Genomic DNA, 26,054 nt, shown 5'->3' on the forward strand with positions numbered 1-26,054 from the left:
GACGGCCGCTGCGCGGCCTCCTCAGGGTGAGGCAAGCGACTGGAGGATCAGCCGATGAACCTCGATCCCGTCACGCTCGCGCTGGTGCAGAACCGGCTCGACCATATCTCGCACCAGATGGGCTGGGTGATGACGCGCACCGCGCGCTCGCCGATCTTCAGCCAGAGCCACGATTTCTCCTGCTTCATCGCCGACGCGCGCGGCACCCTGATCAGCCAGGCCGACGGCATCCCGATCCATACCGGTGGTGGCGGTTTCGCCGTGCGCGCCATCCTGCGCGACTTCAGGGACGCCATCGCGCCCGAAGACGTCTTCCTGCTGAACGATCCCTATACGGCCGGCGGCAACCACCTGCCCGACTGGGTGATCACGCGGCCTGTGTTCGTCGGGGCCAAGCTGGTGGCCTTCGCCTGCAACCGCGCCCACCAGGCCGATATCGGCGGCGGGGCGGCCGGCACCTACAATTCGGCGGCGACCGAGATCTTCCACGAAGGCATCCGCCTGCCGGTGCTGAAGCTGATCGAAGCGGGCAAGGTGCGTGACGACCTGTGGCGCCTCTTGATGCTGAACACGCGCCTGCCCGACGCACTCGATGGCGACCTGCGCGCCATGATCGGCTCGACCCGCATCGGCGCGGAGCGGCTGGCGCTGCTGGTCGAGGAGCTCGGCGTCGATCGCGCCGACGAGTTCTTCGAAGGCGTGCTCGATCATGCCGACCGGCGCTTCCAGACCTGCATCGACCGTCTCGCGCAAGGCGTATGGAAGGGCGAGGAGCCGGTCGACAACGACTGCTTCGAGCCAATCGACGCGAGGATCGCCGTCGCGATCACGGTGAAGGACCGCAAGCTGGTCGTGGATTTCGCCGGCACCTCGCCGCAGGTGCGCGGCTTCAAGAACAGCTCGATCGCCAACTCGACCTCGGCGGTCTTCATGTCGCTGGCCTCGTTCTTCGAGCCTGACCTGCCGAAGAACGAAGGCGCCTTCCGCAGCGTCGAGATCCGGCTGCCCGAAGGCACGCTGGTGAACGCGCGCATGCCGGCCCCGATGACCATGAACACGGTGTTCGTGGCACACGAGATCATCCACGCGATGTGGAAGGCGTTGGCGCAGGCACTGCCCGAGCGCGCCTCAGCCGGCTGGTCCAAGGCCGTTCATGCCGTCACGGCAGGCCTCCGCGAGGATGGCGGGCGCTACGTCATGTACCAGTGGGCCGGCGCCCCGGCCGGCGGCGGAGTCGAGGGCCGCGACGGCTTCCACCTGATCGGCCACCTCATCACCCTGGGCGGGCTCACCCTGCCCAACCTCGAGACCTATGAGCAGCTCTATCCCGCCCGTTTCCGCCGACAGGAGCTGCGCTGCGACACCGCGGGTGCCGGCCGCTTCCGCGGCGGCGCCGGCTGCGACTACGAGGTCGAGATCTTCACCCCGGCCGACTATGCCTTTCGCGGCGAGGGCGCCGGTGCCCCCTCGAGCTTCGGCGTCGCGGGCGGCCGGGCCGGCGCCGGAGGCGAGGTCGTTCTCACCCTGGCCGACGGTGAACGAATCCAGGCACCGAAATACGGCGTCGAACGCCATGGACCCGGCGCCTATCGCGCGCTGTCGCCGGGCGGCGGCGGCTATGGCGATCCTCGGACGCGCGATCCGGAGCGTGTGCTGCGCGACGTGCGCGACGGGATCGTGAGCGTCGAAAGTGCCGAAAAGGACTATGCCGTCGCGATCGCCGCGAACGGCAGCAGCGTGGATGCCCTGCGCACGGCGGAGTTGCGCAAGCCCCTGCCCTGAAACCGCCATCTGCCGTTCGGCTGGCGGTCGGAGGGATTGCGCCCGCCTTGCCGCAGCGCGAACTCCCGACTTAGTTTCCACCCCGAAAATGAAAACAATCAGGGAAGGACTTCAGATGATCCAGCGCCGTACGTTCGTGGCCGGCACTGCCGCCGCCCTCACCCTGCCGTCGATCGCCTTCGGTCAAAGCGGGCAGCTCCGGCTCGTCGTGCCGTATGGGCCCGGTGGCTCGACGGACACGGCCGGCCGCGTCCTGGCCGAGCGCATGTCGGCTGACACCGGCAAGACGATCGTGGTCGAGAACCGGCCCGGCGGCGGCACGATGATCGGCATGGTGAACGTCGCCAAGAGCAAGCCGGACGGCACCAGCCTCATGATCCTGACGACCACAGCGGCGCTGCAGCCGGCCTTCGACATTCCCATGCCGATCGACCCGCAGAAGGACCTCGCGATGGTGGCGCAGCTCGCCGACATTCCCTGCGTGCTGGCGGTCAACGCGAACAACCCGGCCAAGACCTTCGCCGAGTTCATCGAATGGGTGAAGGCGCAGCCTGGCCCCGTCCACTATTCGACGTCGAGCTCGGGCGGCCTGCCGCATCTCTGGGGCGAGGTGATCGCCACGCGCACCAACGGCAAGCTCCAGCACATCCCGTACAAGGCCGCCGCCGAGGCGTTGCGCGACGCAGTCGCCGGCCACGTGCCGGCCTTCGTCGACGTGACCACGCCGGTCGACGCGCAGATCCGCGCCGGCACGATGCGCGGCCTGATCTGCGGCGCCAAGAGCCGCGTCGCCAACATCCCGGACGTGCCGGTGGCCAGCGAACTCGGTGCGCCGGAACTCGAGGCCGCCGTCTATTTCGGCGTGGCGACGACGGCAGGCACGCCGCCGGAGATCATCCAGCAGCTCAACGCGGCCGTGAATGCCGCGCTGAAGGTCGAGGCGGTGCGCGAGAGACTGATGTCCCTCGGCTTCATCCCGACCGGCGGCACGCCCGAAGCCTATGCCAAGCGCCTGGCCGACGAGACCGTGCGCTGGCGCAAGGTGATCAAGGACGCGAATATCCCGGCGCCGACCTGAGCGACGGGCTCGTCAGGACCATCCTAGAACGAGCCGGTGAACTCGAACTCGATCGAGTTCCTCACATTGTCGATCTTCCAGGAGCTGAGGCGGCGCAGGAAGCTCTGCCCCAGCAACGCCCGGCTGCGCGCCGGACTGACGGACGCCATGACGTTCTCCATCGTACGCTCGCCGATCCTGATCGTGCGGAGACGCACGATGCGCTGCTGAAGGCCGCTGCCGTCGGCCAGGGTGAAGCGCCGCTGGCCCAGCGAATCGGCCTCGGTGAGCGTGCCGTTGCGCTTCATCTCCTCGGCGAGCTCCTCCGGGATCTGGACGTTGGCCGCGCCGGAATCGACGATGAAATAGGCCGTCGAGGTACCGTTCACCGTCGCCGGCAGAACGAACACGCCCCCCATTCTCTGGAACCGCTCGGTCGCGCGCGCCAGCGCCGCATCCTTGAGGGCCTTGGCGCTGGGCTGGCCGGCCACCGGATCGCCGCCGCACGGCGTCCAGCCCGGAGGCGCCCCTTCGACAGGCCCGTAGCAATAGTTCGAGGCCGACAGCAGCTTCGAATAGGTATCGCGCTGCTCGCAGGCGGCGATCGCTTCGAGCGCGGGTGTGGCCGGCGCGCGGCAGGCCGCATTGCTCTTCTGCCATTGCGCGACGAACTGCGCCGCCTCCTGCGCCTGAGGTGCTCCAGCTTCGAAGAGGAGCGTCGCGGCGAGCGTCGCCAGGAAGAGCGTCTGTCTCATCGTTTCCGTCCGATCACTATTGCAGCCGGTTGGACACTCCCGCGCGCAACCTGTACGAAGTCTATACCATCGCCCACCAAACGGTTGGCCTGCGATGGCTGAGAGATGTGTGTGCTCCCGCCCCTACCGAGGCGACGCGCATCTGGGCCGGCCCGAGTTGCCGCCCCCGTTCATGAGTTTCCTCGTTCTGTCGATCGCCGGCTGCGCAATTCTGCGCGCGCCGGCTGGCGGGGGCTGCATGGCCCCGGAAGGATTTCCCATGGAAATGCCAAAGAACATCTCGACCCTGATCTGGAGCGCCGTCGGTGGCGCCGTCCTCTCAATGGCCGTGGGCTTCACCTGGGGCGGTTGGGTCACGGGTGGAACGGCGCGCAAGGATTCCGCAGCGGCGGCCCATGATGCCGTCGTCGTCGCCCTGGCGCCGATCTGCGTCGATCGCTTCAAGCGCCAGGACGACGCCGCGACGAAGATCACCGAACTGGGCAAGGCCAGCACCTGGGACCGCGGCAACGTGATCGCCAAGAGCGGCTTCGCCACGATGCCCGGCGCCAAAGATGCCGATTCCGACGTAGCCCGCGCCTGCGCCGAGATCCTGGCCAACCCGGCGACGCCCAAGACCTGAACGAAGTAGACGCCGGTCTCACCGGCCGGCGTCGCTCCTACGGCTTGCTCTGCGTGCGCGCCCGACGCGCCTCGTAGGCCTTGAGATGGGCGTAGGCGAGCCGCAGCACGGGGAAACCGTCCGCCGTACCGCTGCGCTTCAGCAGGTCGCCCAACATGTGATCCGCTTCGATCGGCCGGCCGCCTTCGACGTCGCGCAGCATCGATGCAGTGAACGGCGAACCCGCGGTCGTGAGCATGGTCCGGCCGCGCTGCACGGAAGCCGGCCTTGGCGCGAAGCCCTGTGACGCGGCGATCGACGAGATCTCGTCGAACAGGGCCAGCGTGCGATCGGCCGCTCCCGCCGCCACGATGTCCCCCACCGCGGCGCGCATCAGGCAGGTGATGCCCGCGGCCGTGGAGATGAACACCCACTTCTCCCACATCTCCTGAAGGATGGTCTCGCTCCCGCCGCCTTGGACCTGGGCGGCGGCGAAGGCTTCCGCGATCGCATCGATGCGCGCGGTCCGCGAACCGGAGCGCTCGCCGAAGGAGATCGTGCCGCCATCGTTCAGGTGCAGCACACGGCCCTCGGGATCGAGCACCAGCGAGATCGCGCACTGACCGCCCAGGACGGCATGCTCGCCGAAGCGCGTCACCAGCGAATCGAGATGGCTCATGCCGTTCAGCAACGGGAGGATCGCCGAGTCCGGCCCGACGGCCGGCGCAAACGAATCAATCGCATTGTCGAGATCGAAGGCCTTGCAGCTCAACAGGATGAGGTCGTAAGGCCCGGCCAACCTGTCGGCCGTAACCGTTGGCGGCGCCGGAAGGTCGAGATCGCCCAGCTTGCTCTTCACCACCAGGCCGGTCCTGGCGAGCTGCGCCGCCCGGCCCGGCCGCACCAGAAAAGTGACGTCGCGCCCCGCCGCCAGCAGCCGCGCGCCGAAATAGCCGCCGATCGCGCCGGCACCGACCACCAGAATACGCATGTCCAGATCCCTCAGGCTTCGATGCACCTGACCTTAGTGAAGGCGGGATCCGGCTTCGCGCGACAATTCCTTGGAACGCCCGAAGAATTCCTGCCGTGAGGCCTGATCTACTTGCGTCGCGCCTTCTTCAGGGTCTTGCGCGGCTTCTTGCTCGTTTCGGCGTCGAGTTCGTCGAACGCTTCCTTCATGGTCATCAACGCATTGGTGGCTGCCGGAAAGCCGCAATAGGCGATCATCTGGGTGATGATCTCGGTCACTTCGGCACGCGAGGCGCCGCAACGTAAGGCCGCCTTCACGTGCAGCTTCAGCTCGACCAGGGAGAAGCCCTGTACCGTAAGCGCCGCGACGGTGCAGAGTTCGCGCGTCTTGAGATCGATGACATCGCGCGTGTAGAGCTCGCCGAACGGGAAGGTGACATTCACCCAGGCGAATTCCGGCGCCAGCGCCTTGATGTTGCGGATATAGGAATCCGCCATTGGTCCGAGCTGCTTGCGGATCTCATGCATACCCCGTTGATATTCCGCCGAGCGCTCGTCGTGCGGATTCGCCACGCTCTTCTTCGTTCGTGCCATGGTGGACCTCGCTTTCCGCCGAGACCCTAGCCGCACTCTCCTGTGTGGAGAAGCTTCAATGCCGTCGCTACCGCAGCCACGACAGGCCCTCCGCGCTCGGGCATAGTCATCCCGACTTGAGTCTGGGAGATGTCGAATGAGCGACCCGAAGAACGGCGCACACCTGCTGGTACGCAACCTCGAAGCCCAGGGCGTGGAGTACATATTCGGCATTCCCGGCGCCAAGATCGACCCGGTCTTCGATGCGCTTGCCGATTCGAAGATCAAGCTGGTCGTCTGCCGGCACGAGCAGAACGCGACCTTCATTGCGGGTGGCCTGGGCCGGCTGACCGGCAAGGCCGGCGTGGTGCTCGTGACGTCTGGCCCCGGCGTCTCAAACCTGGCAACCGGCCTGGCCACCGCCAATACCGAGGGCGACCCGGTCGTGGCACTGGGCGGCGCCGTACCGATCGCCGACCGGCTGAAGCAGGCGCACCAGAGCATGGACACGGTGGCATTGCTGCGCCCCATCACCAAGTATGCCGCCGAGATCGATTCGCCGTCGGCGATCTCCGAAGCGACCGCCGCCGCCTTCCGCGCCGCCGAATCGGGCCGTCCGGGTACAGCCTTTCTCGGCCTGCCCAAGGACGTCATGAAGGCGCCCGCTCCCGGCGTTGTACTCACCCCCGCGACCATCCCGGCGCTCGGCGCGGCCAACACGGAAGCGATCGCCGCCGCCGCCGCCATGATCGACGCGGCGGAACGGCCGGTGATGCTGCTCGGCATGCTGGCGAGCCAGGGGCCCGTCTCCCTGGCGGTGCGTGCGCTGCTCTCACGCACGCGGCTGGCCGTCGCCGGCACCTACCAGGCCGCGGGCGTGGTCCCGCGCGACCGGCTCGACTGTTTCGGCGGAAGGGTCGGGCTGTTCCACAACCAGCCGGCCGACCGACTGCTCGACGAGGCGGACGTCGTCATCACCGTGGGTTTCGATCCGGTGGAATACGACCCGGCGCTCTGGAACGCCGGACGCAAGCGCAAGCTGATCCACATCGACTTCATCCCGGCGGACTACGACCAGTACTACCGCCCCGACATCGAACTGATGGGCGACAGTGCCGCCACCCTGCGTGCCCTGTCGGCGCTGTTGCAGCCGAAGGATCGCCCGACGCAGACGGCGCTGCTGGCGGAGATCCAGCGCGAGCGCGCCACCGTGGCTGCCGAGGCCGCCAAGCGCTCCGGCGCCCCGGTCCATCCGCTGCGGCTGGTGCATGAGCTGCAGAAGCTGATCGACGAGGACGTGACGCTCTGCTCCGACATGGGCTCCTTCCATATCTGGATGGCGCGGCACCTCATCAGCCACCGGCCGCGGCAGATCATGATCAGCAACGGCCAGCAGACCTTGGGCGTCGCCCTCCCATGGGGCATCGCCGCCTGCCTGGCGGAGCCCGGCCGCAAGGTGATCTCCATCTCCGGCGATGGCGGCTTCCTGTTCTCCGCGGTCGAACTCGAGACGGCGGTCCGCCTCAAGTGCAACTTCGTGCACGTCGTCTGGATCGACGGCAGCTACAACATGGTCGGCATCCAGCAGGTCGCGGCCTACGGCCGCGATTCAGGCGTGCATTTCGGCCCCGTGGACCTGGTGAAGTTCGCCGAGGCGATGGGCGCGCAGGGCCTGATGATCAAGGACGCCGACGATGTCGGCCCGACGCTCCGGAAGGCGATGGCGATGGATGGCCCGGTCCTGGTCGGCGTGCACGTCGACTATCGCGACAATCCGAGCCTGATGGCCGCGATGCACGAGGACGTCATCATCTGACGTCCTCTTCGCTCACGGTCCGCGATCAGCGCAGGCCGTAGGACCGGCGGCCGGCCGACGTCAGGTCGAGCGCCCAGGCACCGAGCAGGCAGAGGAACGCCAGGATCGCGCCAAGCGTGCGGACGTGGTTCCACAGCGCCCACGGCACGGAGAAGTCCTTCCAGTAGCTCGCGGCGTTGGCGTCGGCACCCGCCACGGTGGCCAGCGTCTCGTTCAGCGGCACATTGACCTGCAAGGTGACACCGATCACCGCGGCGGCATGGATCAGCGCGGCGAGGCCGGCAAGTCGCGCCGCGCTGCGATGGCCGGCCGAGCGAGCGCCCAGCGCCGCCAGCAGCGGCAGGATCAGAGCGCCGAAGAAGACGATGGCGAAGATCGGGCCGCGCACGGTGGTGTTCATGCCGTGCATGGCGTTGACGGCCGAGGCGGCGCCGCCGAGATCGAGGCCCGGCATGATGATGGTCGAGAAGGAATAGAAGATGCCCGCGCTCAGCGCGGTGCACAGCAAGGCGAGGACGAAGAAGACGTGGCGCATCCCTGAAACTCCGCTGACCCACCCTACGAAGCTGCAGCCCTAGCCGAGGCCGTTGCCGCCGTAAAGCCACTCGAGCGTATCGAGCCACTGGTCCTGGGTCCGCGCGCCCATGATGGCGTTGCGCAAGGCCGCATGCGGGCCGGCCGGATGATAGACGTGATCGCCCATCTCGCGGGACATGAGCTGTGTTCTTGCCGTGCGCAGGACACGACGGTCACGATAGGTGACGAGACCGGTCTCGATGGAATCGCCGCTGGACAGCGAATCGGCGAGGCACACGGCATCCTCCATCGCCATGCAGCCTCCCTGTGACATGTACTGCAGCATGGGGTGTGCAGCGTCGCCCAGCAGAGCCACCCGCCCGTCGACCCAGCGGTCGACCGGGTCACGGTCACAGAGAACCCACATGTGCCAGTTCTGGCCACGACGTATGATGTTCTGCGCCCGTTCGCAGACATGCAAGAAGCCCTCGCGCACCTCTTCCGTGTCTACCGGCTTGCCGGCGACCGGCTCGGGGGCATGGTTGTGATAGGTCACGACCAGATTGAACAGCTTCCAGCCCGACAGCGGATAGTGGACGATGTGGCACTTCGGGCCCGCCCACAGGGTGGCGGCGTTCCAGCGCAGGTCCTCGGGCATCTGATCGGTCGGAATCACCGAGCGGTAGGTCGTGTGTCCCGACACGCGCGGCGGACCGTCATTGGTCACCTGCGCACGCACGTTCGACCACAGCCCATCCGCACCGATCAGGGCAAGGCCCTCGACCGTCTCGCCGTTGCGGAGCCGGGCGACGACCGAGGTGCCATCCTGAACGTATCCGGCGACCTCGGCGCTGGTGCGAAGCTCGATCAGCGGATGATCCTGGCAGCCTTTCAGCAGCACGCCATGAAGATCACCGCGATGGACGACGGCATAGGGATTGCCAAAACGTGCGCGGAACCTGTCGCCGAGATCGATATGGCAGATCTCGCCGTCGGCCAGCGCATCCATCAGCCGCAGCTGGTCGATATAGACCGCCATGCTGCGTGCGGCTTCGCCGACCCCGAGCCGATCGAAACAGTGGAAGGCGTTGGGGCCGAGTTGGATGCCGGCGCCGATCTCCCCGAGGCGGCTCGCTTTCTCGAGCACCTGCGAGGCGATGCCCTTCTGGGCGAGCGCCAGCGCCGCCGCCAGTCCGCCGATGCCGCCGCCGGCGATGAGAATCCTATCGGGGGCCACCGATGACCTTGTCGTCATGCAAACGGGCGATCTCGTGCCCGGGCAGGCCGAGGATACCGGAAAGGATCTCGTCCGTATGCTGGCCGAGGACGGGCGCCGGCTGCGGCGGCTGCCGCGGCACGGCGCCGAACTGCATCGGCGAGGCGGCGACGGGATAGCGGCCGATGCCGGGCTGTTCGAGGATGGTGAACATCGGATTGTCGAGCACGTTCGCTCTGTCGGCGGCCAGCTCGCGGAACGTCTGGTAGGGCGCCCAGAGGGCGCCGGCCTTCTTCAAAGCCGCCGAGACGTCCGCCGCATCGTGGGCAGCGACCCACGGCTCGATCACGGCAATGAGCTGCTGGCGGGCGTCCCAGCGGCCGGCATCGCTCTTGAGATCGACGCCGGTCTCGACCTCGATCTTCCGGAAGGCGTCCGTGAATCCACCGGCCGCCGCCAATGCGTCGACGTGGCGGTCCGAGAAGATGCAGATCATCACGAAGCGGCCATCCTTCGTGCGGAAGTCGCGGCCGAAGGTGCCGAAGATCTCGTTGCCGAAGCGCGGCCGGTCGACGTCGTTCACGACCGCTTCGCCGAGATAGCCCAGCGCCGAAGTGGTCGCGAGCGCCATGTCCTGCAGCGGCAGCACGATCTTCTGCCCCTGCCCCGTCATGCGGCGATGGCGTTCGGCGGCCAGAAGCGAGAGGGCGCCGGCATAGGCGGCGGCCAGATCCCACGGCGGGCAGACCGCGTTCACCGGTCCTTCATGGCCGACCGGGCCGGTGACCATGGGGAAGCCGGTAATGGCGTTCACCGTGTAGTCGACATGGGCTGAACCGTCGCGCGCGCCGATGATGTTGAGCGCGATCAGGTCGGTGCGCTTCTTCGCCAGCTCCTCGTAGGCGAGCCAGCCGCGCGCCGGCATGTTGGTGGTGAAGATGCCCGCACCCTCGCCCGGCGCGGTGATCAGCGCCGTCAGCAGCTCGCGCCCTTTGGGATTGCGCAGATCGACGGCGATCGAACGTTTGCCCTTGTTGAGACCGGCCCAGTAGATCGAGCGGCCATCTTGCGTGACTGGCCAGCGCTCATTGTCGAGACCGCCCTTGATGTCGTCGAAGCGGATCACGTCGGCGCCCATCTGGGCGAGCGTCATGCCGCCCAGCGGCGCAGCGATGAATGCCGAGCCTTCGACGATGCGGAGGCCCGCGAGAATGCCTGTCATGTACGTTTCCCGTGTCTTGGTTCGTTGTCGCGCGCGTCGCTATTTGCGCCCGAGCGTGTGCTCGCGCTTCTCCAGCCACCAGCCGTATTCCGGCGTCCACAGCTCGAAGTCGGGATCGCAGCCCAGCGCCTGCGCGGCGTGCAACGCCCAGAACGGCTCGTAGAGCGCCTGGCGGCCGATCGCGATCAGGTCGGCGTCGCCCGACTGCAGGATCGCCTCGGCCTGCGGCCCGTCGAGGATCAGGCCGACAGCCATCGTGGCGATGCCCGCCTGCTTCTTCACGGCCGAAGCGAACGGCACCTGGAAACCAAGGCCGCGCTTCACACCGGCCGCGGTCGCGGCACCGGCGATACCGCCGGAGGAGCAGTCGATCACGTCGACGCCGATCGCCTTCAGCTCCTGGGCGAAGGCCACCGTGTCATCGACGTCCCAGCCGCCGCCGCCATCGACGGCAGAGACGCGCACGAACAGCGGCTTGTTCTCCGGCCACGCCTCACGCACGGCGCGCGCCACGTCGAGCGGGAAGCGCATGCGGCCGGCGCGGTCGCCACCATACTGATCGTTGCGTGTGTTGCTGATCGGCGAGAGGAACTGCGCCAGCAGGTAGCCATGCGCACCATGCACCTCGAGCACGTCGTAGCCCGCTGCATCGGCCCGCTTCGCCGCGGCCGCGAACTTCTGCACCAGCTCCTCGATCTCGGCAACCGACAGGGCTCGCGGCTTCAGCCACCCTTCGGCCGCCGCAAGATCGGTCGGGCCGACCACTTCCCATTTCTGCCAGCCGGCGCCTTCGGGTCCGAACTGGCCGCGCTTGTCGAAGGTACGCGGCGTCGAGCCCTTGCGACCCGAGTGGGTGATCTGGGTCGCCGACAGCACGCCCTCGCCGCGGATGAAATCGGTCAGTCGCTTGTGGCTCGCGATCTGGCCGTCGTCCCACAGGCCGAGATCGCCCTGCGTGACGCGGCCTCTCGGTTCAACGGCGCAATTCTCGGTAAAGACGGTGCCGAACTTGCCCAGCGCGAACTTGCCGAGATGGACGAGGTGGAAATCGTTCACCAGCCCGTCCGTCGCGCGGAACTGGACCATGGGGGAAACGACGCAGCGATTGGGTGCGGTGACGCCGCGCATCTTGAGCGGCGTGAAGAGAAGCGGTTTCTGCAAAGGTCGGTCCCCCGGACGGGATGGCTTACGGAAAGCCCAACATAGACCGGGGCGACCCTCAGGGCCTATCCTCCCCCCATGTTTGACCTCGTCATCCGAAACGGAACCGTGATCGACGGCTCGGGCGCCCCGCGCCGAATCGCCGATGTTGCAGTGCAAGGTGATCGCGTCGCCGCCGTCGGTCCCAAGCTGGGACAGGGCAAGCGCGAGATCGACGCCGACGGGCTGATCGTTGCCCCAGGCTTCGTCGACATCCACACCCACTACGATGGACAGGCGACCTGGGACCCGTTCGTCACGCCGTCCTCCTGGCATGGCGTCACGACGACGGTGTTCGGCAATTGCGGCGTCGGCTTCGCGCCGGTGCGGCCCGGCGCCTCGGGTTACCTCATCAACCTGATGGAAGGCGTCGAGGACATTCCCGGCACCGTCCTCAGCGAGGGCGTGAAGTTCAACTGGGAATCCTTTCCCGATTATCTCGATGCGCTGGCCTCGATGGATCGCGCGGTCGACGTGGCCGCACAGCTGCCGCATGGCGCGCTGCGCTTCTACGTGATGGGCGATCGCGGTGCCGAGCATGCCGAGGTGCCGACCGAACGCGAGATCGAGGAGATGGCCCGTCTCACCGAGGAAGCGCTGCACGCCGGCGCCATGGGCTTCACCACCTCGCGCACCACCAAGCACAAGGCCCGTGACGGCCGCTTCACGCCCACGCTCAGCGCCCGCGAGGCCGAGTTGCTGGGCATTGCCCAGGGCATGAAGCGCGCCGGCCGTGGCGTGCTGCAGGTCAATTCCGACTTCGGGCCGGGCGAGTTCGAAGCGCTGGACGCGGCCGCGAAGCTGGCCGGCCGTCCGCTCTCCTGCCTGCTGGTACAGGTCGACGCGCAGCCCAAGCTTTGGCGCGAGACACTCGACCAGATCAACGCCGTGCGCCGCAGCGGCCGCATGGCCAACGCGCAGGTGGGCTCAAGGCCGATCGGCGTCATCATGGGCCTCGAGACGACGGCGCATCCGTTCGCGGGTCATCGCGCCTGGCTCGACATGCGCAAACTGTCGCCCGAGGAGCGCTACCAGCGCCTCGCCACCGACGCCGACCTGCGCATGGCGCTCACCGAGACGCAGCAGGAGCCCAACCCGCGCGCCTTCATGGCCGAGGCCTTCGACCGGATGTTCCCGATCGGCGAGCGGCCCGACTACGAACCCGACACCAAGGATTCGATCGCGTCCATCGCGCAGCGCACGGGACGCACGCCGCAGGCGGTGGCACTCGAGGAGATGATGTCACGCGGCGGCAAGGGTCTCCTGATGCTGCCCTTCGAGAACTATGCCTATGGCAGCCTCGACGTGGTGCACGAGATGATCACCGACCCCGCATCGGTGCTGGGCATCGCCGACGGCGGTGCCCATGTCGGCGTGATCTGCGACGCCTCCTCGCCGACCTCGCTGCTGACCCTGTGGGGCCGCGACCGCACCCGAGGACCGAAGCTCGACCTCGAATTCCTGATCGCCAAGCAGACGCGTGGCACGGCCGAGGCCTATGGGCTGATGGACCGCGGGCTGCTGGCGCCGGGCCACAAGGCCGACATCAACGTGATCGACTTCGACGCCCTGACCCTGAAGCGCCCCGAGGTTGCCTACGACCTGCCGACTGGCGGCCGCCGCCTGATCCAGCGCGCCTCGGGCTACCGGCACACGTTCAATGCCGGCGTCGAAACGCTGCAGAACGACGATTTGACCGGCGAACGCCCCGGCCGGCTGGTGCGCGGTGCGCAGACGGCGCGATAGCGCGAAGTGATTTAAAAGCTGACCGGTAAACGGGATGACAATTAGCCCCTCATGTCATCCTGAACGAAGCGAAGGATCTCACGCCAGCACGGGAGTCCTTTGGTCGACGCGCAAGGTCCTTCGCTTCGCTCAGGACGACAATTAATGATATCTGCCTTTTAAGCGCCGCCTTGGCCGGCGACTTACACCGTCATGTGCTTGCGCACGGCCTCGACATCGAACGTCTCGCGGGTGCCCGAGAGAACGACTTCGCCGCGGTCCATGACCGCGAAGTCGTCGGCGAGTTCATGGGCGAAATCGAGATATTGCTCGACCAGCACGATCGCCATGTCGCCGCGCTGGCGCAGGTAGACGATGGCGCGGCCGATATCCTTGATGACCGAGGGCTGGATGCCTTCGGTCGGCTCGTCGAGCAGCAGCAGCTTGGGCCGCATGGTGAGCGCGCGGCCGATCGCCAGCTGCTGCTGCTGGCCGCCCGAGAGATCGCCGCCGCGGCGCTTCAGCATCGACTGCAGCACCGGGAAGAGCTCGAACACCTCGTCCGGCACCTTCTTGTGCTCGCGGCCGACCGGCGCGAATCCGGTCTCGAGATTCTCCTTCACCGTCAGCAGCGGGAAGATCTCGCGGCCCTGCGGCACCAGCGCCACGCCGCGGCGGGCGCGTTCGTAGGGCGGCAGTTTCGAGACTTCCTGGCCATCGACCTGGATGGTTCCCGAAGCAATCGACTGCATGCCGGAGATCGCACGCAGCAGGCTGGTCTTGCCGACGCCGTTGCGCCCGAGCAGGCAGGTGACGCGACCGATCGTGGCCGTCAGCGACACGCCGCGCAGCGCCTGGGCAGCGCCGTAGTAGAGATTGACGTTCTGGGCTGAAAGCATCGTCATCGTCCGAGATACACTTCGACAACACGCGGGTCGGCGCTCACCTGGTCGAGCGAACCCTCGGCCAGGGTCGAGCCCTCGTGCAGCACGGTCACCTTGACGCCGAGAGCGCGCACGAAGCTCATGTCGTGCTCGACCACGACGACCGAATGCGATTTGTTGACCTCGCGCAGCACCTGCGCGGTGGTCTCGGTCTCGACGTCGGTCATGCCGGCGACCGGCTCGTCGACCAGCATCAGCTTGGGATTCTGCGCCAGCAGCATGCCGATCTCGAGCCACTGCTTCTGGCCGTGGCTGAGCCGGGCGCCCAGCATGTGCTGCTGCGGTCCCATGCGGATGATCGACAGGATCTCCTCCAGCCGGTCGTTCTCGGCCTTGCTGGGCGCCGCCATGAGCAACTGGTACCAGCCCCGCATGCCGGCCAGCGCCAGCAGGAGATTGTCGCGCACCGTGTGGTTGTCGAACACGGTGGGCTTCTGGAATTTGCGGCCGATGCCGAGTGTGGCGATGCTGGCCTCGTCGAGCTTGGTGAGGTCGGCCCTGCCGTCGAACACCACCTCGCCCGAGTCGGGCCGGGTCTTGCCGGTGATCACGTCCATCATGGTGGTCTTGCCGGCGCCATTGGGCCCGATGATCGCCCGCATCTCACCGGGCTCGATCAGGAGGGAGAGATTGTTCAGCGCCTTGAAGCCGTCGAACGAGACGCTGACGCCGCTGAGATAGAGAAGCGCCGACGTGGAGCGCGCGTGAGTGATGCCGGGGGCCTTCATGCCGCAGCCCTCGCCTGTCGCTCGCGCGATCGATTCCTGAACTGGTTCCACAGGCCGACGACGCCCTTGGGCAGCAGCAGCGTCACGACGATGAACAGGGCGCCGAGCGCGAACAGCCAGACCTCCGGCAGCGCGCCGGTGAGCCAGGTCTTGCCGAAATTCACGATGAAGGCGCCGATCACCGGCCCGATCAGCGTGCCCCGCCCACCGACCGCGACCCACAGCACCGCCTCGATCGAATTGCCGGGCGAGAACTCACCGGGATTGATGATGCCGACCTGCGGCACGTAGAGCGCGCCCGCGATGCCGGCCATTGCCGCCGACAGCACGAAGACGAACAGCTTGTAGCGCTCGACCCGGTAGCCCAGGAACCGCATCCGACTCTCGGCGTCGCGTACCGCGGTCAGGGCCTTGCCGAAGCGCGAGCCGACAACGGCCGCCGAGATCACCAGGAAGATCGCCAGCGCGAGGGCCGAGACAAAGCACAGCACGGCGCGCGTCGTGTCGGACTGGACCGAATAGCCGAGGATGTCCTTGAAGTCGGTCAGGCCGTTGTTGCCGCCCAGCCCCATGTCGTTGCGGAAGAAGGCCAGCAGCAGGGCGAAGGTCATCGCCTGGGTGATGATGGACAGATAGACGCCGGTGACGCGGCTGCGGAAGGCGAACCAGCCGAGCCCCAGCGCGAGCAGGCTCGGCACCAGCACGATCATCGGTGCAGCAAACCAGAAGCTGTCGAAGCCGTGCCAGAACCAGGGCAGTTCCTTGTAGTTCAGGAACACCATGAAGTCCGGCAGGAGGGGATTGCCGTACACGCCGCGCGTGCCGATCTGGCGCATCAGGTACATGCCCATGCAGTAGCCGCCGAGCGCGAAGAAGGCGGCATGGCCGAGCGTGAGGATGCCGCAGAAGCCCCAGACGAGATCGACGGCCAGCGCCAGCGAGGCGTAGCAGAGATACTTGCCGACGAGCTGTACCGCCCAGGACGGCATGCGAAAGGCACTGTCGACCGGCAGCAGCAGGTTCGACAGCGGCACGAGGATGCCGACCGCCAGAACCAGCAGGACGAAGAGGCGCAGGTTACGGGTCATGCCCTGCCAGAGGAACCGTGTGACCATTATTCGACCGAACGTCCCTTCAGCGCGAACAACCCGCGCGGCCGGCGCTGGATGAAGAGGATGATGAACACCAGCACCAGGATCTTGCCCAGCACGGCGCCGGCGTAGGGTTCGAGGAACTTGTTCACGACGCCGAGCGTCAACGCTCCGATCAGGGTGCCGAACAGGTTTCCGACGCCACCGAACACCACCACCATGAAGGAGTCGATGATGTAGCCCTGACCGAGGTTGGGGCTGACATTGTCGATCTGGCTCAGCGCCACGCCCGCCAGGCCGGCGATGCCGGAGCCGAGGCCGAAGGTCAGCGCGTCGACCCGCGGCGTGCGGATGCCGACGGCCGACGCCATCGGCCGGTTCTGCGTGACGGCGCGCATGTAGAGGCCGAGCGGCGTCTTGCGCAGCAGCAGGATCAGCGAGGCGAACACGATCAACGCGAACACCACGATCCAGAGGCGTCCATAGGTGATGTTGAGCTGGCCAAGCTGGAAGGCCCCCGACATCCACGACGGCGCCCCGACCTCGCGGTTGGACGAGCCGAAGATCGAGCGCACCGCCTGCTGCAGCACGAGCGACAGTCCCCAGGTCGCAAGCAGCGTGTCGAGCGGGCGGCCATAAAGGAAGCGGATGATGGTGCGTTCGATCAGGATGCCGATGGCACCCGAGACGAGGAAGGCGAGCGGCAGCGCGATCACCAGCGAGACGTCGAACAGATGCGGCGCCGAGGTGCGGATGACTTCCTGGACGACGAAGGTCGTGTAGGCGCCAAGCATGACCATCTCGCCATGCGCCATGTTGATCACGCCCATGGTGCCGAAGGTGATGGCGAGGCCGATGGCGGCCAGCAGCAGCACGGAGCCGAGAGAGATGCCGTACCAGACGTTCTGCGCCATCTGCCAGGCGGCCAGCGTCTGCTCGATCGAATCGGCCGCCGCCGTGGCAGCCGTCTTGACCTCGCCGTCGGAGCTGGCAGCGACGGTCTTGAGAATGCCCAGCGAATCGCGGTCGGCACGGTCACGAACCACGCCGATCGCGGCGAGCTTCTGCGCCGACGGCGAATCAGGGGTCGCGAGCACGATGGCGGCACGCGCCTCGCTCATCGCGCGCTTGATGCCGGGATCCTTTTCGGTGGCCAGCGCCTGGTCGAGGGCCGCCAGAGCCGTGGCATCGCGGCGCTTGAAGAGCGCGTCGGCGGCGTTGAGCCGGACCTTGGCATTGGGGCTCATCAGGGTGAGCGAACCGACCGCGGCCTCGATCGTGCCGCGCAGGCGGTTGTTGACCCTCACGCGTTCCAGGTCGGCCTCGACGGCACTGCCCGCCGGCTTGCCGGAGATCGCTTCGCTCAGCGCCAGCCTGTTGCCGTCGACCTTGCCGATGACCACGAGCTTGTCGGAATTTCGGATATAGAGCTGCCCGGCCCCCAGGGCTTCGAGGATCGGCGCGGCGCGTTCGTCGCCCGACGTCGCCAGCGCAGTGATCGCCGCCTCGCGCTCGCCCAAACCGCCGGAGGTCAGATTCCCGACGAGGGCCGTGAGGTCGGCCGCGAGGGCCGCTCCGGCCAGTGCCAGCGACGCCAGCACGGAGAGCAGGACCGAGAACGGTCGATAAAGAAGCATGTGCTGTGACTTAACCCCGGGAGATGGAAACGGGGCGACCAACAAAGTCGCCCCGTCCTGTGAGTCCTGCGCGTCGACCTACTTGGCCGCCTTGCCGATGCACTTGTTGGCGACGGTGTCGAAGTTTCCGCAGTTCACGGGCTTCGTCCAATCAGCCTTCAGGTTCTTGGAGTCGTCGAGGATCGGCGACCACGCGGCGCCCGGGACGAGGCCGGGAGTCTTCCACACCACGTCGAACTGGCCATTGCCCTCGATCTCGCCGATCAGCACCGGCTTGGTGATGTGATGGTTCGGCAGCATCTCGGAGACACCACCCGTCAGGTTGGGGACCTTGATGCCGATGATCGCGTCGATCACCTTGTCGGGATCGGTCGTGCCGGCCTTCTTGACCGCCTCGACCCACATGTTGAAGCCGATCACCGAAGCTTCCATCGGATCGTTGGTCACGCGCTTCGCGTTCTTCGTGAAGGCCTGCCAGGTCTTGATGAACTCCGCGTTGGTCGGATCCTTGACCGACTGGAAGTAGTTCCAGGCCGCGAGATGGCCGACCAGCGGCTTGGTGTCGATGCCGGCGAGCTCTTCTTCGCCGACCGAGAAGGCCACGACCGGGATGTCCTTGGCCTTGATGCCCTGGTTGCCGAGTTCCTTGTAGAAGGGAACGTTGGCGTCGCCGTTGATGGTCGACACGACGGCGGTCTTCTTGCCGGCCGAGCCGAACTTCTTGATGTCGGCCACGATCGACTGCCAGTCGGAATGACCGAACGGCGTGTAGTTGATCATGATGTCTTCCTTCGCGACGCCCTTCTGGAGCAGGTACGCCTCGAGGATCTTGTTGGTCGTGCGCGGATAGACGTAGTCGGTACCGGCCAGGACCCAGCGCTTCACTTCGCCGCCGTCCTTGCTCATCAGGTAGTCGACGGCCGGGATCGCCTGCTGGTTCGGCGCGGCGCCGGTGTAGAACACGTTACGCTGGCTCTCCTGGCCCTCGTACTGGACCGGGTAGAAGAGGATGCCGTTCAGCTCCTCGAACACCGGCAGCACGGACTTGCGGCTGACCGAGGTCCAGCAGCCGAACACCACGGCGACCTTTTCCTTCTGCAGCAGCTCGCGCGCCTTCTCGGCGAACAGCGGCCAGTTCGACGCCGGGTCGACCACCACGGCCTCGAGCTTCTTGCCCAGAAGGCCGCCCTTCTTGTTCTGCTCCTCGATCATCATCAGCACGACGTCCTTCAGGGTCGTCTCGCTGATCGCCATCGTGCCCGACAGTGAATGGAGGATACCGACCTTGATCGTCTCCCCCGCCTGGGCGAACGCGCTGGTCGCCGCGCTGGCCACGAGGCCGGCGGCAACGAGGCCCGTCCGCATGAGTGTTCCCAATTTCATCCCGCTCTCCTTGTCTTTCGACGGACTCTCCCCGCCGGAATTCAAGGAATGCGAAAGTCGTGCCAAACCCGCCGGATGCCCTTGGGATAAGGATTAGTTGGCGATCAGGACGAGCGCGCCCCCGGCCATCACCGCGCCGCCCAAGGCGCGCAATCCCAGGTCGCCGACGGCGCGGCGTGCAACCCAGCCGAGTCCCAGGCCTGCAGCGTGCAGCAAGGCCGTGGCCGCAACGAAGCCCAGAATGTAGAGGGCAGTCCCGCTCGCGGGCGCTTCCGTGGCGTGCGCGTAGCCGTGGAACACCGCAAAAAGTCCAACGACAGCCATGGCCAACGCAGACGGCACACGCACTGCAGCTATGATGAGTGCGCCTAGCATCAGCACCGATGCGACGATCACCGCCTCCACCAGAGGCAGTTTGATGCCCGCGAATCCGGCAGCTGCTCCGACGAGCATCATCGCGATGAAGGAAGCCGGCACGAGATACGCGGCCGCCGGGCGCTTCACGGCCAGCAAGGAGGCCCATATGCCAACACCGATCATCGCCAGCAGGTGATCGACGCCGGTAAAGGGATGAGCGAATCCCGAGGTCTCATGCCCCGGATGGGCCAGCACCGGGCTTGCCACCATAACGAGCAAAACCGCCAAGCGGATCGTTCGAATGTTCATTGAGTGCTCCTATCTTCTAGTTCAGCCGTGCAGGCAGTCCGCCTTGCCGTACGATGAAGGCCGCGATGTCTTCCAGGCCCTTATTCTCCTTGAGATTGGAGAAAATGAAAGGCCGTTGGCCGCGCATCCTGCGGGCGTCGCGGTCCATGACGCCAAGGTCGGCCCCGACCAGCGGCGCCAGGTCGATCTTGTTGATGACCAGCAAGTCCGACCGCGTGATGCCGGGCCCGCCCTTGCGCGGGATCTTCTCGCCGGCGGAGACGTCGATCACGTAGATCGTGAGATCGGCCAGCTCCGGCGAGAAGGTCGCGGCGAGATTGTCGCCGCCGGATTCGACGAAGATGACCTCGAGATCCGGCCACTTGCGCACGATATCCGAAACGGCGGCGAGATTGATCGAGGCGTCCTCGCGGATGGCCGTGTGCGGGCAACCGCCCGTCTCGACCCCGACGATGCGCTCGGGCGCCAGCGCGCCGGCACGGGTCAGGAACTCGGCGTCTTCCTTGGTGTAGATGTCGTTGGTGACGACGGCGATGTCGTAGAGATCGCGCATGCGCTTGCACAGGCGTTCGACGAGCGCAGTCTTGCCCGATCCGACAGGGCCGCCGACCCCCACTCTGAGCGGACCACGAAGGCTCATTTGTCCAGTTCTCCAGCCACCAGGGCGATATATCCCACGCCGAGCAACAGGCAGTAAGGCGAATAGTATCGTCTGTTGCGCGTGGCAAACGGTTCGATGGTGAAATGCGCCCGCCAGCGATGGCTGAAGCCCGCGATCCCGCGCGCCGCGAAGATGCCGGCGATCATGTAGGTGCCCGCCAACACCGCAGGCTGGTCGATACGACCCAGCACGTACCAGGGCCATAGGGCCATCACGGCGAGGACGAGCGCCACCAGGAAGCACTGCCAGGCCGGCGGCATGCGGCGGCGTCCGTCACCGACGACGCTCCGGGCCAGGGCCTCCTCACTCGCCTCCGGCCAGTGGCTACCCAGCCCCCAAACCACATGGATGACGGCAATGGCGCCGACGCCGATCGTGAGAAGAAGAGCCATCAGGGCTGTCATGAACGAAAAAGCCGCGTGTACTGGGTTTCGTGACGGAGCGAGCACCAGTCGAGGAGCGGCGCCGCCGTCCCGACCTCGTCCAGGGAGTCGACCGCGATGGCGGCCCGGGTCGTTTCGTTGACCGAATCTTCGAGCGCAGCCAAGGCGACCTGGCCGTCGGTCTGACCGAGCGGCACGGCGCGCAGTGCGGCCGAGATCAGGTTGGCCGTGAAGGCATGGAGATAGGCCGCCAGCGCCTGTTCGAGCGCGATGCCATGGGCCGCGGCGGCGAGCGCCACGGCGACCGGCAGGGCCAGCTCGCCGTCGAGGCGCTGGTGGGCCTCGTCGAGGGCGGCATGCGGCCAGGCCGTCCGGGTGATGGAGAGGAACGAGCCGCCCTGCTGGCGCGATTCCAGCGCCATTTCCGAGGTGCCGCGCCAGGCAGCGGCGCGCTCGGCAATGGCGTCGAACCCAGGCCAGTCGGCCGCGCCGACCGCCCGCCAGCCCGCCGCGAACAGGGCGCCGTCGACGGCGCCGGTGCCGCGCCGCAGGACGCTGTCCAGCCACGCCACCAGCGTGGCGCGGTCCCGGATCAACCCCTCTTCCACCGCAGTCTCGACGCCGTGGCTGTAGCTGAAGGCGCCGATCGGATAGGAGGGCGAGAGCCAGGCAAGCAGCCTATACAGCGGGTCGCTAGCCATGACGCTCCGCGTGCAGCTCACCGTGGCGATGACCGGTGTCGTGATTGTGCTGGCCGTAGGCGCCGCCCTCCGGATCGAAGGGGGCGCGGACCTTGCGCACCTCGGCGCCGAGGCCCTTCAGCATGTCGACGATGACGTGATCGTCGCGGATCAGGATGCGATCGCTGTCGATCTGCGTCGGCAGGTGGCGATTGCCGAGATGCCAGGCGAGACGCGCGAACGCCGCGGCATCGCGCCCGCGCACCTCGACGAGATCCTCGTCGGCGGCCTTCACCTCGACGAAGCCGCCCTCCTCCAGCCGCAGCCCGTCGCCAGTGTGCAGCACCACGGGTTCGACCAGGTCGAGCAGAAAGTCGAGCCCGTCGTCGCCCAGCATCCGCAGGCGGCGCCGGTAACGGTCGTCGAACAGCAGGGTGACGGTGTCGGTGCGCTCGGAGGCCGGCCAACCGCCGGCACGCACGACCTCGATGGCGCGCTTCATTGGCATGCCCTCGCGCAACTCTCATCCATTGTCATCCCGAGCGCAGCGAGGGACCTTTGAAACAACAGGAAGGGTCCCTCGCTACGCTCGGGATGACAATCTTGGGGTCGCATGCGCTGTGCCTAGAACAGAAAATACCTTTGCGCCATCGGCAGCGACGTCGCCGGCTCGCAGGTCAACAGCTCGCCATCGGCCCGCACCTCGTAGGTCTCGGGATCGACGTCGATCTTCGGGCAGGTCGAATTGTGGATCATGTTCTTCTTGCCGATCTTGCGCGTGCCCTTCACCGGAAGCAGCGAGCGGGTGAGTCCCCACTTCTTGGCGACGCCCTGGGTAATGGCGGCCTGGCTGACGAACAGCACGGGACTCATCACCAGGCTGCGCCCGAAAGCGCCGAACATCGGCCGGTAGTGGACCGGCTGCGGCGTCGGGATCGAGGCATTGGGATCGCCCATGGGAGCCGCGACGATCGAGCCGCCGATCAGCACCATGTCGGGCTTGGCGCCGAAGAAGGCCGGCGACCACATCACGAGATCGGCGCGCTTGCCGACTTCGACCGAGCCGACATGCTTGGCGATGCCGTGGGTGATGGCGGGATTGATCGTGTACTTGGCGACGTAGCGCTTGACGCGGAAATTGTCGTTGTCGCCCTTCTCCTCCTTCAGGCGGCCGCGCTGCTTTTTCATCTTGTCGGCGGTCTGCCAGGTGCGGATCACGACCTCGCCGACCCGGCCCATCGCCTGGCTGTCGGACGACATCATCGAGAAGGCGCCCATATCGTGGAGGATATCCTCCGCCGCGATGGTCTCCTTGCGGATGCGGCTCTCGGCGAAGGCCACGTCTTCCGGGATGGCGGCATCGAGATGATGACAGACCATCAGCATGTCGAGATGCTCGTCCACGGTGTTCACCGTGTAGGGCATCGTCGGATTGGTCGAGCTGGGCAGGACGTTCTTCTCGCCGGCCAACCGGATGATGTCGGGCGCATGGCCGCCGCCCGCGCCTTCCGTGTGGAAGGTCGCGATGGTGCGGCCCTTGAAGGCGGCGCGCGTCGTCTCGACGAAGCCCGACTCGTTCAGCGTATCGGTGTGGATCGCGACCTGGACGTCGTAGCGGTCGGCGACGCTGAGGCAATTGTCGATGGCGGCGGGCGTGGTGCCCCAGTCCTCGTGCAGCTTGAGGCCGCAGGCGCCGCCCTCGATCTGCTCCTTGAGGCCGGCCGGCTTGCTCGTGTTGCCCTTGCCGAAGAAGCCGAGATTCATCGGCAAGCCTTCGGCGGCCTGCAGCATGCGGCCCATGTGCCAGGGGCCGGGCGTCACGGTCGTCGCCAGCGTGCCATGCGCCGGGCCGGTGCCGCCGCCCATCATCGTGGTCACGCCGCTGTAGAGCGCGTCGTCGATCTGCTGCGGGCAGATGAAATGGATGTGGCAGTCGATGCCGCCCGCGGTGATGATCTTGCCTTCGGCCGCGATCGCTTCGGTGCCGGGACCGATGATGATGTCGACACCCGGCTGGACGTCGGGGTTGCCGGCCTTGCCGATCGCGACGATCACCCCGCCCTTGAGGCCGATATCGGCCTTCACGATGCCCCAGTGATCGACGATCAGCGCATTGGTGATGACGGTGTCGACGGCGCCCTGCGCGCGCGTGCGCTGGCTCTGGCCCATGCCATCGCGAATCACCTTGCCGCCGCCGAACTTCACTTCCTCGCCGTAGATCGTGTGGTCCTTCTCGACCTCGATGAAGAGCTCGGTATCCGCGAGCCGCACCTTGTCGCCCACGGTGGGACCGAACATGTGGACATAGGCCGAGCGCGAGATGCGGGTCGCGCCTTCGTTCGAGGGTCCAACCTTGGCGATCGGTCCCAGCTTGCCGCCGACGCGCCCCTGGAAGCCATGGCTCTCGCGCCCACCCATGTAGGGCGTGAGCCGCACGGTGCGCGACTGGCCCGGCTCGAAGCGCACGGCGGTGCCGGCGGCGATGTCGAGCCGCATGCCCTTGGTCCGCTTGCGGTCGAACTTCAGCGCGTCGTTGGTCTCGAAGAAATGATAGTGGCTGCCGACCTGGATCGGCCGGTCGCCGGTATTGGCGACCTCGATGGTGATCGGGTTGCGGCCCTTGTTGAGCTCGAGTTCGCCGTCGGCCGGAAGGATCTCACCTGGAATCATGGCGTCTCTCCTCAACGAATCGGCGCATGGACGGTGACGAGCTTGGTGCCGTCGGGAAAGGTCGCCTCGACCTGGATTTCGGCCAGCATGTCGGCGATGCCGTCCATGACCTGGCCCCGCGAGATCACATGCGCTCCGTCGCGCATCAGGTCGGCGACCGAGCGGCCATCGCGCGCACCCTCGACGACAAAATCGGTGATCAAAGCCACGGCCTCGGGATAGTTGAGCTTCACGCCGCGCTCCAGGCGGCGGCGCGCCACAATGGCTGCCATGGCCACCAGCAGCTTGTCCTTCTCGCGCGGCGTCAGATTCATCGACCGTTTCCCCCTGCCGGTTGGACCCGACTATAGCGCGACCGGGTTTGCATCAAACATGCCAAACGCGAGGCAGACGACGGCCGCGAAACTCGGTCAGGAACCGGATCGTCGCATGGCGCACAGCGGTCGCTTCCCCGAGCAGACGCGCCACCAGGATGCCGTTCACGACGGTGACGCCCGCCCGCACCTGGTCTGCAGCTTCGAGCAAGGCGCGGGCCTTCTCGAAATGCGTTTGGGGCGCATCCCACACGCCGATCACGGTCGCCAGAGCATTGGCCGCCCCGAAACCGGCGCCGTCCGGTGTCTCGCCTTCGACGCGTAAGGTATCGGTCCAGACCAGACGACCGGGACGGCGCACCGACCAGGCGTCGAGCAGCAGGCCGGACGTGAAGCGTTCGCCCGAAGCGCCGCGGCCAAGGACCACCATCTCGCAGGCGAAAAGCGAGCCGCCTTCGACCACTTCGGCCACCGTCCGGCGCTTCAAACGCGCGCCCTCGAACACGATGGTCTCCTGCGGCAGCCAGTCGAGCGTCGCGCCCTCGGCCACCCGCACGTCGACGTCGATCGTGCAGGGAGCGCTCCCCCGCGAGGCCCGGTAGATCTTCTCGGCCGCCTGCGTAGTCGCTACCGCCTCCGCTCCGGGTCCGATCTCGACCGCCATCTTCAGGGCATCGCCGCCCGTCACGCCGCCCGAGGTGGTGATCATCACGGCCTGCGGCGGTTCGCCCGGCTCGGATTTTGGGAACAAAACCCGGCAGGGGTCGCGTTGATAGAGATCGCCCAGGCGTGTCTTGCCGTCCCGCAGGTCGAAGGTGACCCGGCTTTCGCCGGAAGCGCGCTGCATGCGGGGGGAGAGACTGGTGGTCATCGGCCCCGACTTGATAGATTAAGGATCGAAATGAGCAAGGCCTTCACCAAGGAAAGCGACGACGGCGACGAGGACGACCTGCCCGACGATGTCGGCGGATTGCCTCCCGGCGCCAAGAATTACATGACCCCGCAGGGCTTCGAGCGCATGCGTGAGGAACTGATGACGCTCATGCGCAAGGAGCGGCCCGAAGTCGTACAGGTCGTGTCCTGGGCTGCCGCCAACGGCGACCGCTCGGAGAACGGCGACTATCTCTATGGCAAGAAGCGCCTGCGCGAGATCGACCGCCGCATCCGCTTCCTCAGCAAGCGGCTGGAGCGCTCCGAGGTCGTCGATCCGGCCAAGCGCCCCAAGACCGACCGGGTGTTCTTCGGCGCCACCGTCACCTACGTGAATTCGAAGGACGAGGAACGCACGGTCAAGATCGTGGGAGTCGACGAGGTCGATCCCGCCCGCGGCCACGTCAGCTGGATCTCGCCCATCGCCCGCGCCGTCATGCGGGCGAACGAAGGCGACTCCGTGCGGATGAACACCCCCGGCGGCGAGGAAGAGATCGAGATCCTGAAGGTCGAGTACGTTTAACAAACACTCCGT

Annotated in this window: 26 protein-coding genes; 6 read left to right on the forward strand and 20 right to left on the reverse strand. The window is 66.8% G+C overall.

Going from position 1 to position 26,054, the window contains the following annotated elements; translation table 11 throughout:
* Positions 1–54: 54 nt before the first annotated feature.
* Positions 55–1,782, forward strand: a complete 1,728-nt coding sequence (locus ACQY78_RS11280) for a hydantoinase B/oxoprolinase family protein (protein WP_428685627.1) — start codon at positions 55–57, stop codon at positions 1,780–1,782.
* 115 nt (positions 1,783–1,897) lie between these two features.
* Positions 1,898–2,860, forward strand: a complete 963-nt coding sequence (locus ACQY78_RS11285) for a Bug family tripartite tricarboxylate transporter substrate binding protein (protein ID WP_428685629.1) — start codon at positions 1,898–1,900, stop codon at positions 2,858–2,860.
* A gap of 23 nt (positions 2,861–2,883) precedes the next feature.
* On the opposite strand, the gene ACQY78_RS11290 is transcribed toward ACQY78_RS11285, so the two are convergent.
* Positions 2,884–3,594, reverse strand: coding sequence for a retropepsin-like aspartic protease family protein (locus ACQY78_RS11290; RefSeq protein ID WP_428685631.1), 711 nt, complete (start codon positions 3,592–3,594; stop codon positions 2,884–2,886).
* 259 nt (positions 3,595–3,853) lie between these two features.
* Between ACQY78_RS11290 and ACQY78_RS11295 the strand changes: the two genes are divergently transcribed.
* Positions 3,854–4,216: a hypothetical protein gene (locus tag ACQY78_RS11295; protein ID WP_428685633.1), complete on the forward strand. Its 363-nt coding sequence runs from the start codon at positions 3,854–3,856 to the stop codon at positions 4,214–4,216.
* A 37-nt stretch (positions 4,217–4,253) separates the two neighbouring features.
* On the opposite strand, the gene panE is transcribed toward ACQY78_RS11295, so the two are convergent.
* Positions 4,254–5,186, reverse strand: coding sequence for a 2-dehydropantoate 2-reductase (gene panE / locus ACQY78_RS11300; RefSeq protein WP_428685635.1), 933 nt, complete (start codon positions 5,184–5,186; stop codon positions 4,254–4,256).
* Positions 5,187–5,293: 107 nt separating this feature from the next.
* Positions 5,294–5,758, reverse strand: coding sequence for a carboxymuconolactone decarboxylase family protein (locus ACQY78_RS11305; RefSeq protein WP_428685637.1), 465 nt, complete (start codon positions 5,756–5,758; stop codon positions 5,294–5,296).
* A 136-nt stretch (positions 5,759–5,894) separates the two neighbouring features.
* On the opposite strand from ACQY78_RS11305, the gene alsS reads away from it, so the two are divergent.
* On the forward strand, positions 5,895–7,553 hold the full coding sequence (gene alsS / locus ACQY78_RS11310) for an acetolactate synthase AlsS (RefSeq protein WP_428685639.1): 1,659 nt from the start codon (positions 5,895–5,897) through the stop codon (positions 7,551–7,553).
* A 25-nt stretch (positions 7,554–7,578) separates the two neighbouring features.
* Here the strand turns inward: alsS and ACQY78_RS11315 are convergent, their stop codons facing one another.
* Genes ACQY78_RS11315 through ACQY78_RS11330 form a run of 4 tightly spaced genes read right to left on the reverse strand, consistent with a single transcriptional unit; the run spans position 7,579 to position 11,668 of the window.
* Entirely contained in the window at positions 7,579–8,088 is a 510-nt protein-coding gene (locus tag ACQY78_RS11315; protein WP_428685641.1) for a DUF1772 domain-containing protein, read from the reverse strand.
* Positions 8,089–8,127: 39 nt separating this feature from the next.
* Positions 8,128–9,306, reverse strand: coding sequence for a 3-hydroxybenzoate 6-monooxygenase (locus ACQY78_RS11320; protein ID WP_428685643.1), 1,179 nt, complete (start codon positions 9,304–9,306; stop codon positions 8,128–8,130).
* Positions 9,293–10,507 (reverse strand): CoA transferase, encoded by a 1,215-nt coding sequence (locus ACQY78_RS11325; RefSeq protein ID WP_428685645.1) that lies wholly within the window; start codon positions 10,505–10,507, stop codon positions 9,293–9,295. Before ACQY78_RS11325 ends, ACQY78_RS11320 begins: the two co-directional genes overlap by 14 nt.
* Before the next feature lie 39 nt (positions 10,508–10,546).
* Positions 10,547–11,668: an NADH:flavin oxidoreductase/NADH oxidase gene (locus tag ACQY78_RS11330; RefSeq protein WP_428685647.1), complete on the reverse strand. Its 1,122-nt coding sequence runs from the start codon at positions 11,666–11,668 to the stop codon at positions 10,547–10,549.
* Between the two features lie 78 nt (positions 11,669–11,746).
* Here ACQY78_RS11330 and ACQY78_RS11335 point away from each other — a divergent pair, with 78 nt between their 5' ends.
* Complete coding sequence (locus tag ACQY78_RS11335) at positions 11,747–13,453, forward strand: N-acyl-D-amino-acid deacylase family protein (RefSeq protein WP_428685649.1); 1,707 nt, start codon at positions 11,747–11,749, stop codon at positions 13,451–13,453.
* A 182-nt stretch (positions 13,454–13,635) separates the two neighbouring features.
* Here the strand turns inward: ACQY78_RS11335 and urtE are convergent, their stop codons facing one another.
* From urtE to ACQY78_RS11400, 13 genes are all read right to left on the reverse strand, one after another.
* On the reverse strand, positions 13,636–14,331 hold the full coding sequence (gene urtE / locus ACQY78_RS11340) for an urea ABC transporter ATP-binding subunit UrtE (RefSeq protein ID WP_425069927.1): 696 nt from the start codon (positions 14,329–14,331) through the stop codon (positions 13,636–13,638).
* Positions 14,332–14,333: 2 nt separating this feature from the next.
* A complete protein-coding gene (urtD, locus tag ACQY78_RS11345; protein WP_428685651.1) occupies positions 14,334–15,104 on the reverse strand; it encodes an urea ABC transporter ATP-binding protein UrtD in 771 nt (256 codons plus the stop codon).
* A complete protein-coding gene (urtC, locus tag ACQY78_RS11350; protein ID WP_428685653.1) occupies positions 15,101–16,219 on the reverse strand; it encodes an urea ABC transporter permease subunit UrtC in 1,119 nt (372 codons plus the stop codon). Before urtC ends, urtD begins: the two co-directional genes overlap by 4 nt.
* Entirely contained in the window at positions 16,219–17,832 is a 1,614-nt protein-coding gene (urtB, locus tag ACQY78_RS11355; protein ID WP_428685655.1) for an urea ABC transporter permease subunit UrtB, read from the reverse strand. Before urtB ends, urtC begins: the two co-directional genes overlap by 1 nt.
* 78 nt (positions 17,833–17,910) lie before the next feature.
* Entirely contained in the window at positions 17,911–19,197 is a 1,287-nt protein-coding gene (gene urtA, locus ACQY78_RS11360) for an urea ABC transporter substrate-binding protein (protein WP_428686359.1), read from the reverse strand.
* A gap of 111 nt (positions 19,198–19,308) precedes the next feature.
* Positions 19,309–19,881: a HupE/UreJ family protein gene (locus tag ACQY78_RS11365; protein ID WP_428685657.1), complete on the reverse strand. Its 573-nt coding sequence runs from the start codon at positions 19,879–19,881 to the stop codon at positions 19,309–19,311.
* 16 nt (positions 19,882–19,897) lie between these two features.
* A complete protein-coding gene (gene ureG / locus ACQY78_RS11370) occupies positions 19,898–20,521 on the reverse strand; it encodes an urease accessory protein UreG (RefSeq protein WP_425067633.1) in 624 nt (207 codons plus the stop codon).
* A complete protein-coding gene (locus tag ACQY78_RS11375) occupies positions 20,518–20,934 on the reverse strand; it encodes a DUF3995 domain-containing protein (RefSeq protein WP_428685660.1) in 417 nt (138 codons plus the stop codon). Before ACQY78_RS11375 ends, ureG begins: the two co-directional genes overlap by 4 nt.
* 8 nt (positions 20,935–20,942) lie before the next feature.
* The gene (locus tag ACQY78_RS11380) at positions 20,943–21,626 is read right to left on the reverse strand and encodes an urease accessory protein UreF (protein WP_428685662.1); all 684 of its coding nucleotides are present in this window, start codon (positions 21,624–21,626) and stop codon (positions 20,943–20,945) included.
* Positions 21,619–22,107: an urease accessory protein UreE gene (locus ACQY78_RS11385; protein ID WP_428685664.1), complete on the reverse strand. Its 489-nt coding sequence runs from the start codon at positions 22,105–22,107 to the stop codon at positions 21,619–21,621. Before ACQY78_RS11385 ends, ACQY78_RS11380 begins: the two co-directional genes overlap by 8 nt.
* Before the next feature lie 122 nt (positions 22,108–22,229).
* Entirely contained in the window at positions 22,230–24,275 is a 2,046-nt protein-coding gene (gene ureC, locus ACQY78_RS11390) for an urease subunit alpha (RefSeq protein ID WP_428685666.1), read from the reverse strand.
* 11 nt (positions 24,276–24,286) lie between these two features.
* Entirely contained in the window at positions 24,287–24,589 is a 303-nt protein-coding gene (locus tag ACQY78_RS11395; RefSeq protein ID WP_428685668.1) for an urease subunit gamma, read from the reverse strand.
* 52 nt (positions 24,590–24,641) lie between these two features.
* On the reverse strand, positions 24,642–25,460 hold the full coding sequence (locus ACQY78_RS11400; protein WP_428685670.1) for an urease accessory protein UreD: 819 nt from the start codon (positions 25,458–25,460) through the stop codon (positions 24,642–24,644).
* A 30-nt stretch (positions 25,461–25,490) separates the two neighbouring features.
* On the opposite strand from ACQY78_RS11400, the gene greB reads away from it, so the two are divergent.
* Positions 25,491–26,042 carry a transcription elongation factor GreB gene (gene greB / locus ACQY78_RS11405; protein ID WP_425067640.1) on the forward strand — a complete coding sequence of 184 codons (552 nt, stop codon included), beginning with the start codon at positions 25,491–25,493 and terminating at the stop codon, positions 26,040–26,042.
* The last annotated feature ends 12 nt before the right edge of the window (positions 26,043–26,054 follow it).

This window comes from Reyranella sp., assembly GCF_965279625.1.
Taxonomy (GTDB): domain Bacteria; phylum Pseudomonadota; class Alphaproteobacteria; order Reyranellales; family Reyranellaceae; genus Reyranella.

Excerpts from the sequence above, each read along its gene's own strand:
- ACQY78_RS11280 (WP_428685627.1), top strand. The coding sequence starts at position 55 with ATGAACCTCGATCCCGTCACGCTCGCGCTGGTGCAGAACCGGCTCGAC.
- ACQY78_RS11285 (WP_428685629.1), top strand. The coding sequence starts at position 1,898 with ATGATCCAGCGCCGTACGTTCGTGGCCGGCACTGCCGCCGCCCTCACC.
- ACQY78_RS11290 (WP_428685631.1), bottom strand. The coding sequence starts at position 3,594 with ATGAGACAGACGCTCTTCCTGGCGACGCTCGCCGCGACGCTCCTCTTC.
- ACQY78_RS11295 (WP_428685633.1), top strand. The coding sequence starts at position 3,854 with ATGGAAATGCCAAAGAACATCTCGACCCTGATCTGGAGCGCCGTCGGT.
- panE (WP_428685635.1), bottom strand. The coding sequence starts at position 5,186 with ATGCGTATTCTGGTGGTCGGTGCCGGCGCGATCGGCGGCTATTTCGGC.
- ACQY78_RS11305 (WP_428685637.1), bottom strand. The coding sequence starts at position 5,758 with ATGGCACGAACGAAGAAGAGCGTGGCGAATCCGCACGACGAGCGCTCG.
- alsS (WP_428685639.1), top strand. The coding sequence starts at position 5,895 with ATGAGCGACCCGAAGAACGGCGCACACCTGCTGGTACGCAACCTCGAA.
- ACQY78_RS11315 (WP_428685641.1), bottom strand. The coding sequence starts at position 8,088 with ATGCGCCACGTCTTCTTCGTCCTCGCCTTGCTGTGCACCGCGCTGAGC.
- ACQY78_RS11325 (WP_428685645.1), bottom strand. The coding sequence starts at position 10,507 with ATGACAGGCATTCTCGCGGGCCTCCGCATCGTCGAAGGCTCGGCATTC.
- ACQY78_RS11335 (WP_428685649.1), top strand. The coding sequence starts at position 11,747 with ATGTTTGACCTCGTCATCCGAAACGGAACCGTGATCGACGGCTCGGGC.
- urtE (WP_425069927.1), bottom strand. The coding sequence starts at position 14,331 with ATGCTTTCAGCCCAGAACGTCAATCTCTACTACGGCGCTGCCCAGGCG.
- urtD (WP_428685651.1), bottom strand. The coding sequence starts at position 15,104 with ATGAAGGCCCCCGGCATCACTCACGCGCGCTCCACGTCGGCGCTTCTC.
- urtC (WP_428685653.1), bottom strand. The coding sequence starts at position 16,219 with ATGGTCACACGGTTCCTCTGGCAGGGCATGACCCGTAACCTGCGCCTC.
- urtB (WP_428685655.1), bottom strand. The coding sequence starts at position 17,832 with ATGCTTCTTTATCGACCGTTCTCGGTCCTGCTCTCCGTGCTGGCGTCG.
- urtA (WP_428686359.1), bottom strand. The coding sequence starts at position 19,197 with ATGCGGACGGGCCTCGTTGCCGCCGGCCTCGTGGCCAGCGCGGCGACC.
- ACQY78_RS11365 (WP_428685657.1), bottom strand. The coding sequence starts at position 19,881 with ATGAACATTCGAACGATCCGCTTGGCGGTTTTGCTCGTTATGGTGGCA.
- ureG (WP_425067633.1), bottom strand. The coding sequence starts at position 20,521 with ATGAGCCTTCGTGGTCCGCTCAGAGTGGGGGTCGGCGGCCCTGTCGGA.
- ACQY78_RS11375 (WP_428685660.1), bottom strand. The coding sequence starts at position 20,934 with ATGGCTCTTCTTCTCACGATCGGCGTCGGCGCCATTGCCGTCATCCAT.
- ACQY78_RS11380 (WP_428685662.1), bottom strand. The coding sequence starts at position 21,626 with ATGGCTAGCGACCCGCTGTATAGGCTGCTTGCCTGGCTCTCGCCCTCC.
- ACQY78_RS11385 (WP_428685664.1), bottom strand. The coding sequence starts at position 22,107 with ATGAAGCGCGCCATCGAGGTCGTGCGTGCCGGCGGTTGGCCGGCCTCC.
- ureC (WP_428685666.1), bottom strand. The coding sequence starts at position 24,275 with ATGATTCCAGGTGAGATCCTTCCGGCCGACGGCGAACTCGAGCTCAAC.
- ACQY78_RS11395 (WP_428685668.1), bottom strand. The coding sequence starts at position 24,589 with ATGAATCTGACGCCGCGCGAGAAGGACAAGCTGCTGGTGGCCATGGCA.
- ACQY78_RS11400 (WP_428685670.1), bottom strand. The coding sequence starts at position 25,460 with ATGACCACCAGTCTCTCCCCCCGCATGCAGCGCGCTTCCGGCGAAAGC.
- greB (WP_425067640.1), top strand. The coding sequence starts at position 25,491 with ATGAGCAAGGCCTTCACCAAGGAAAGCGACGACGGCGACGAGGACGAC.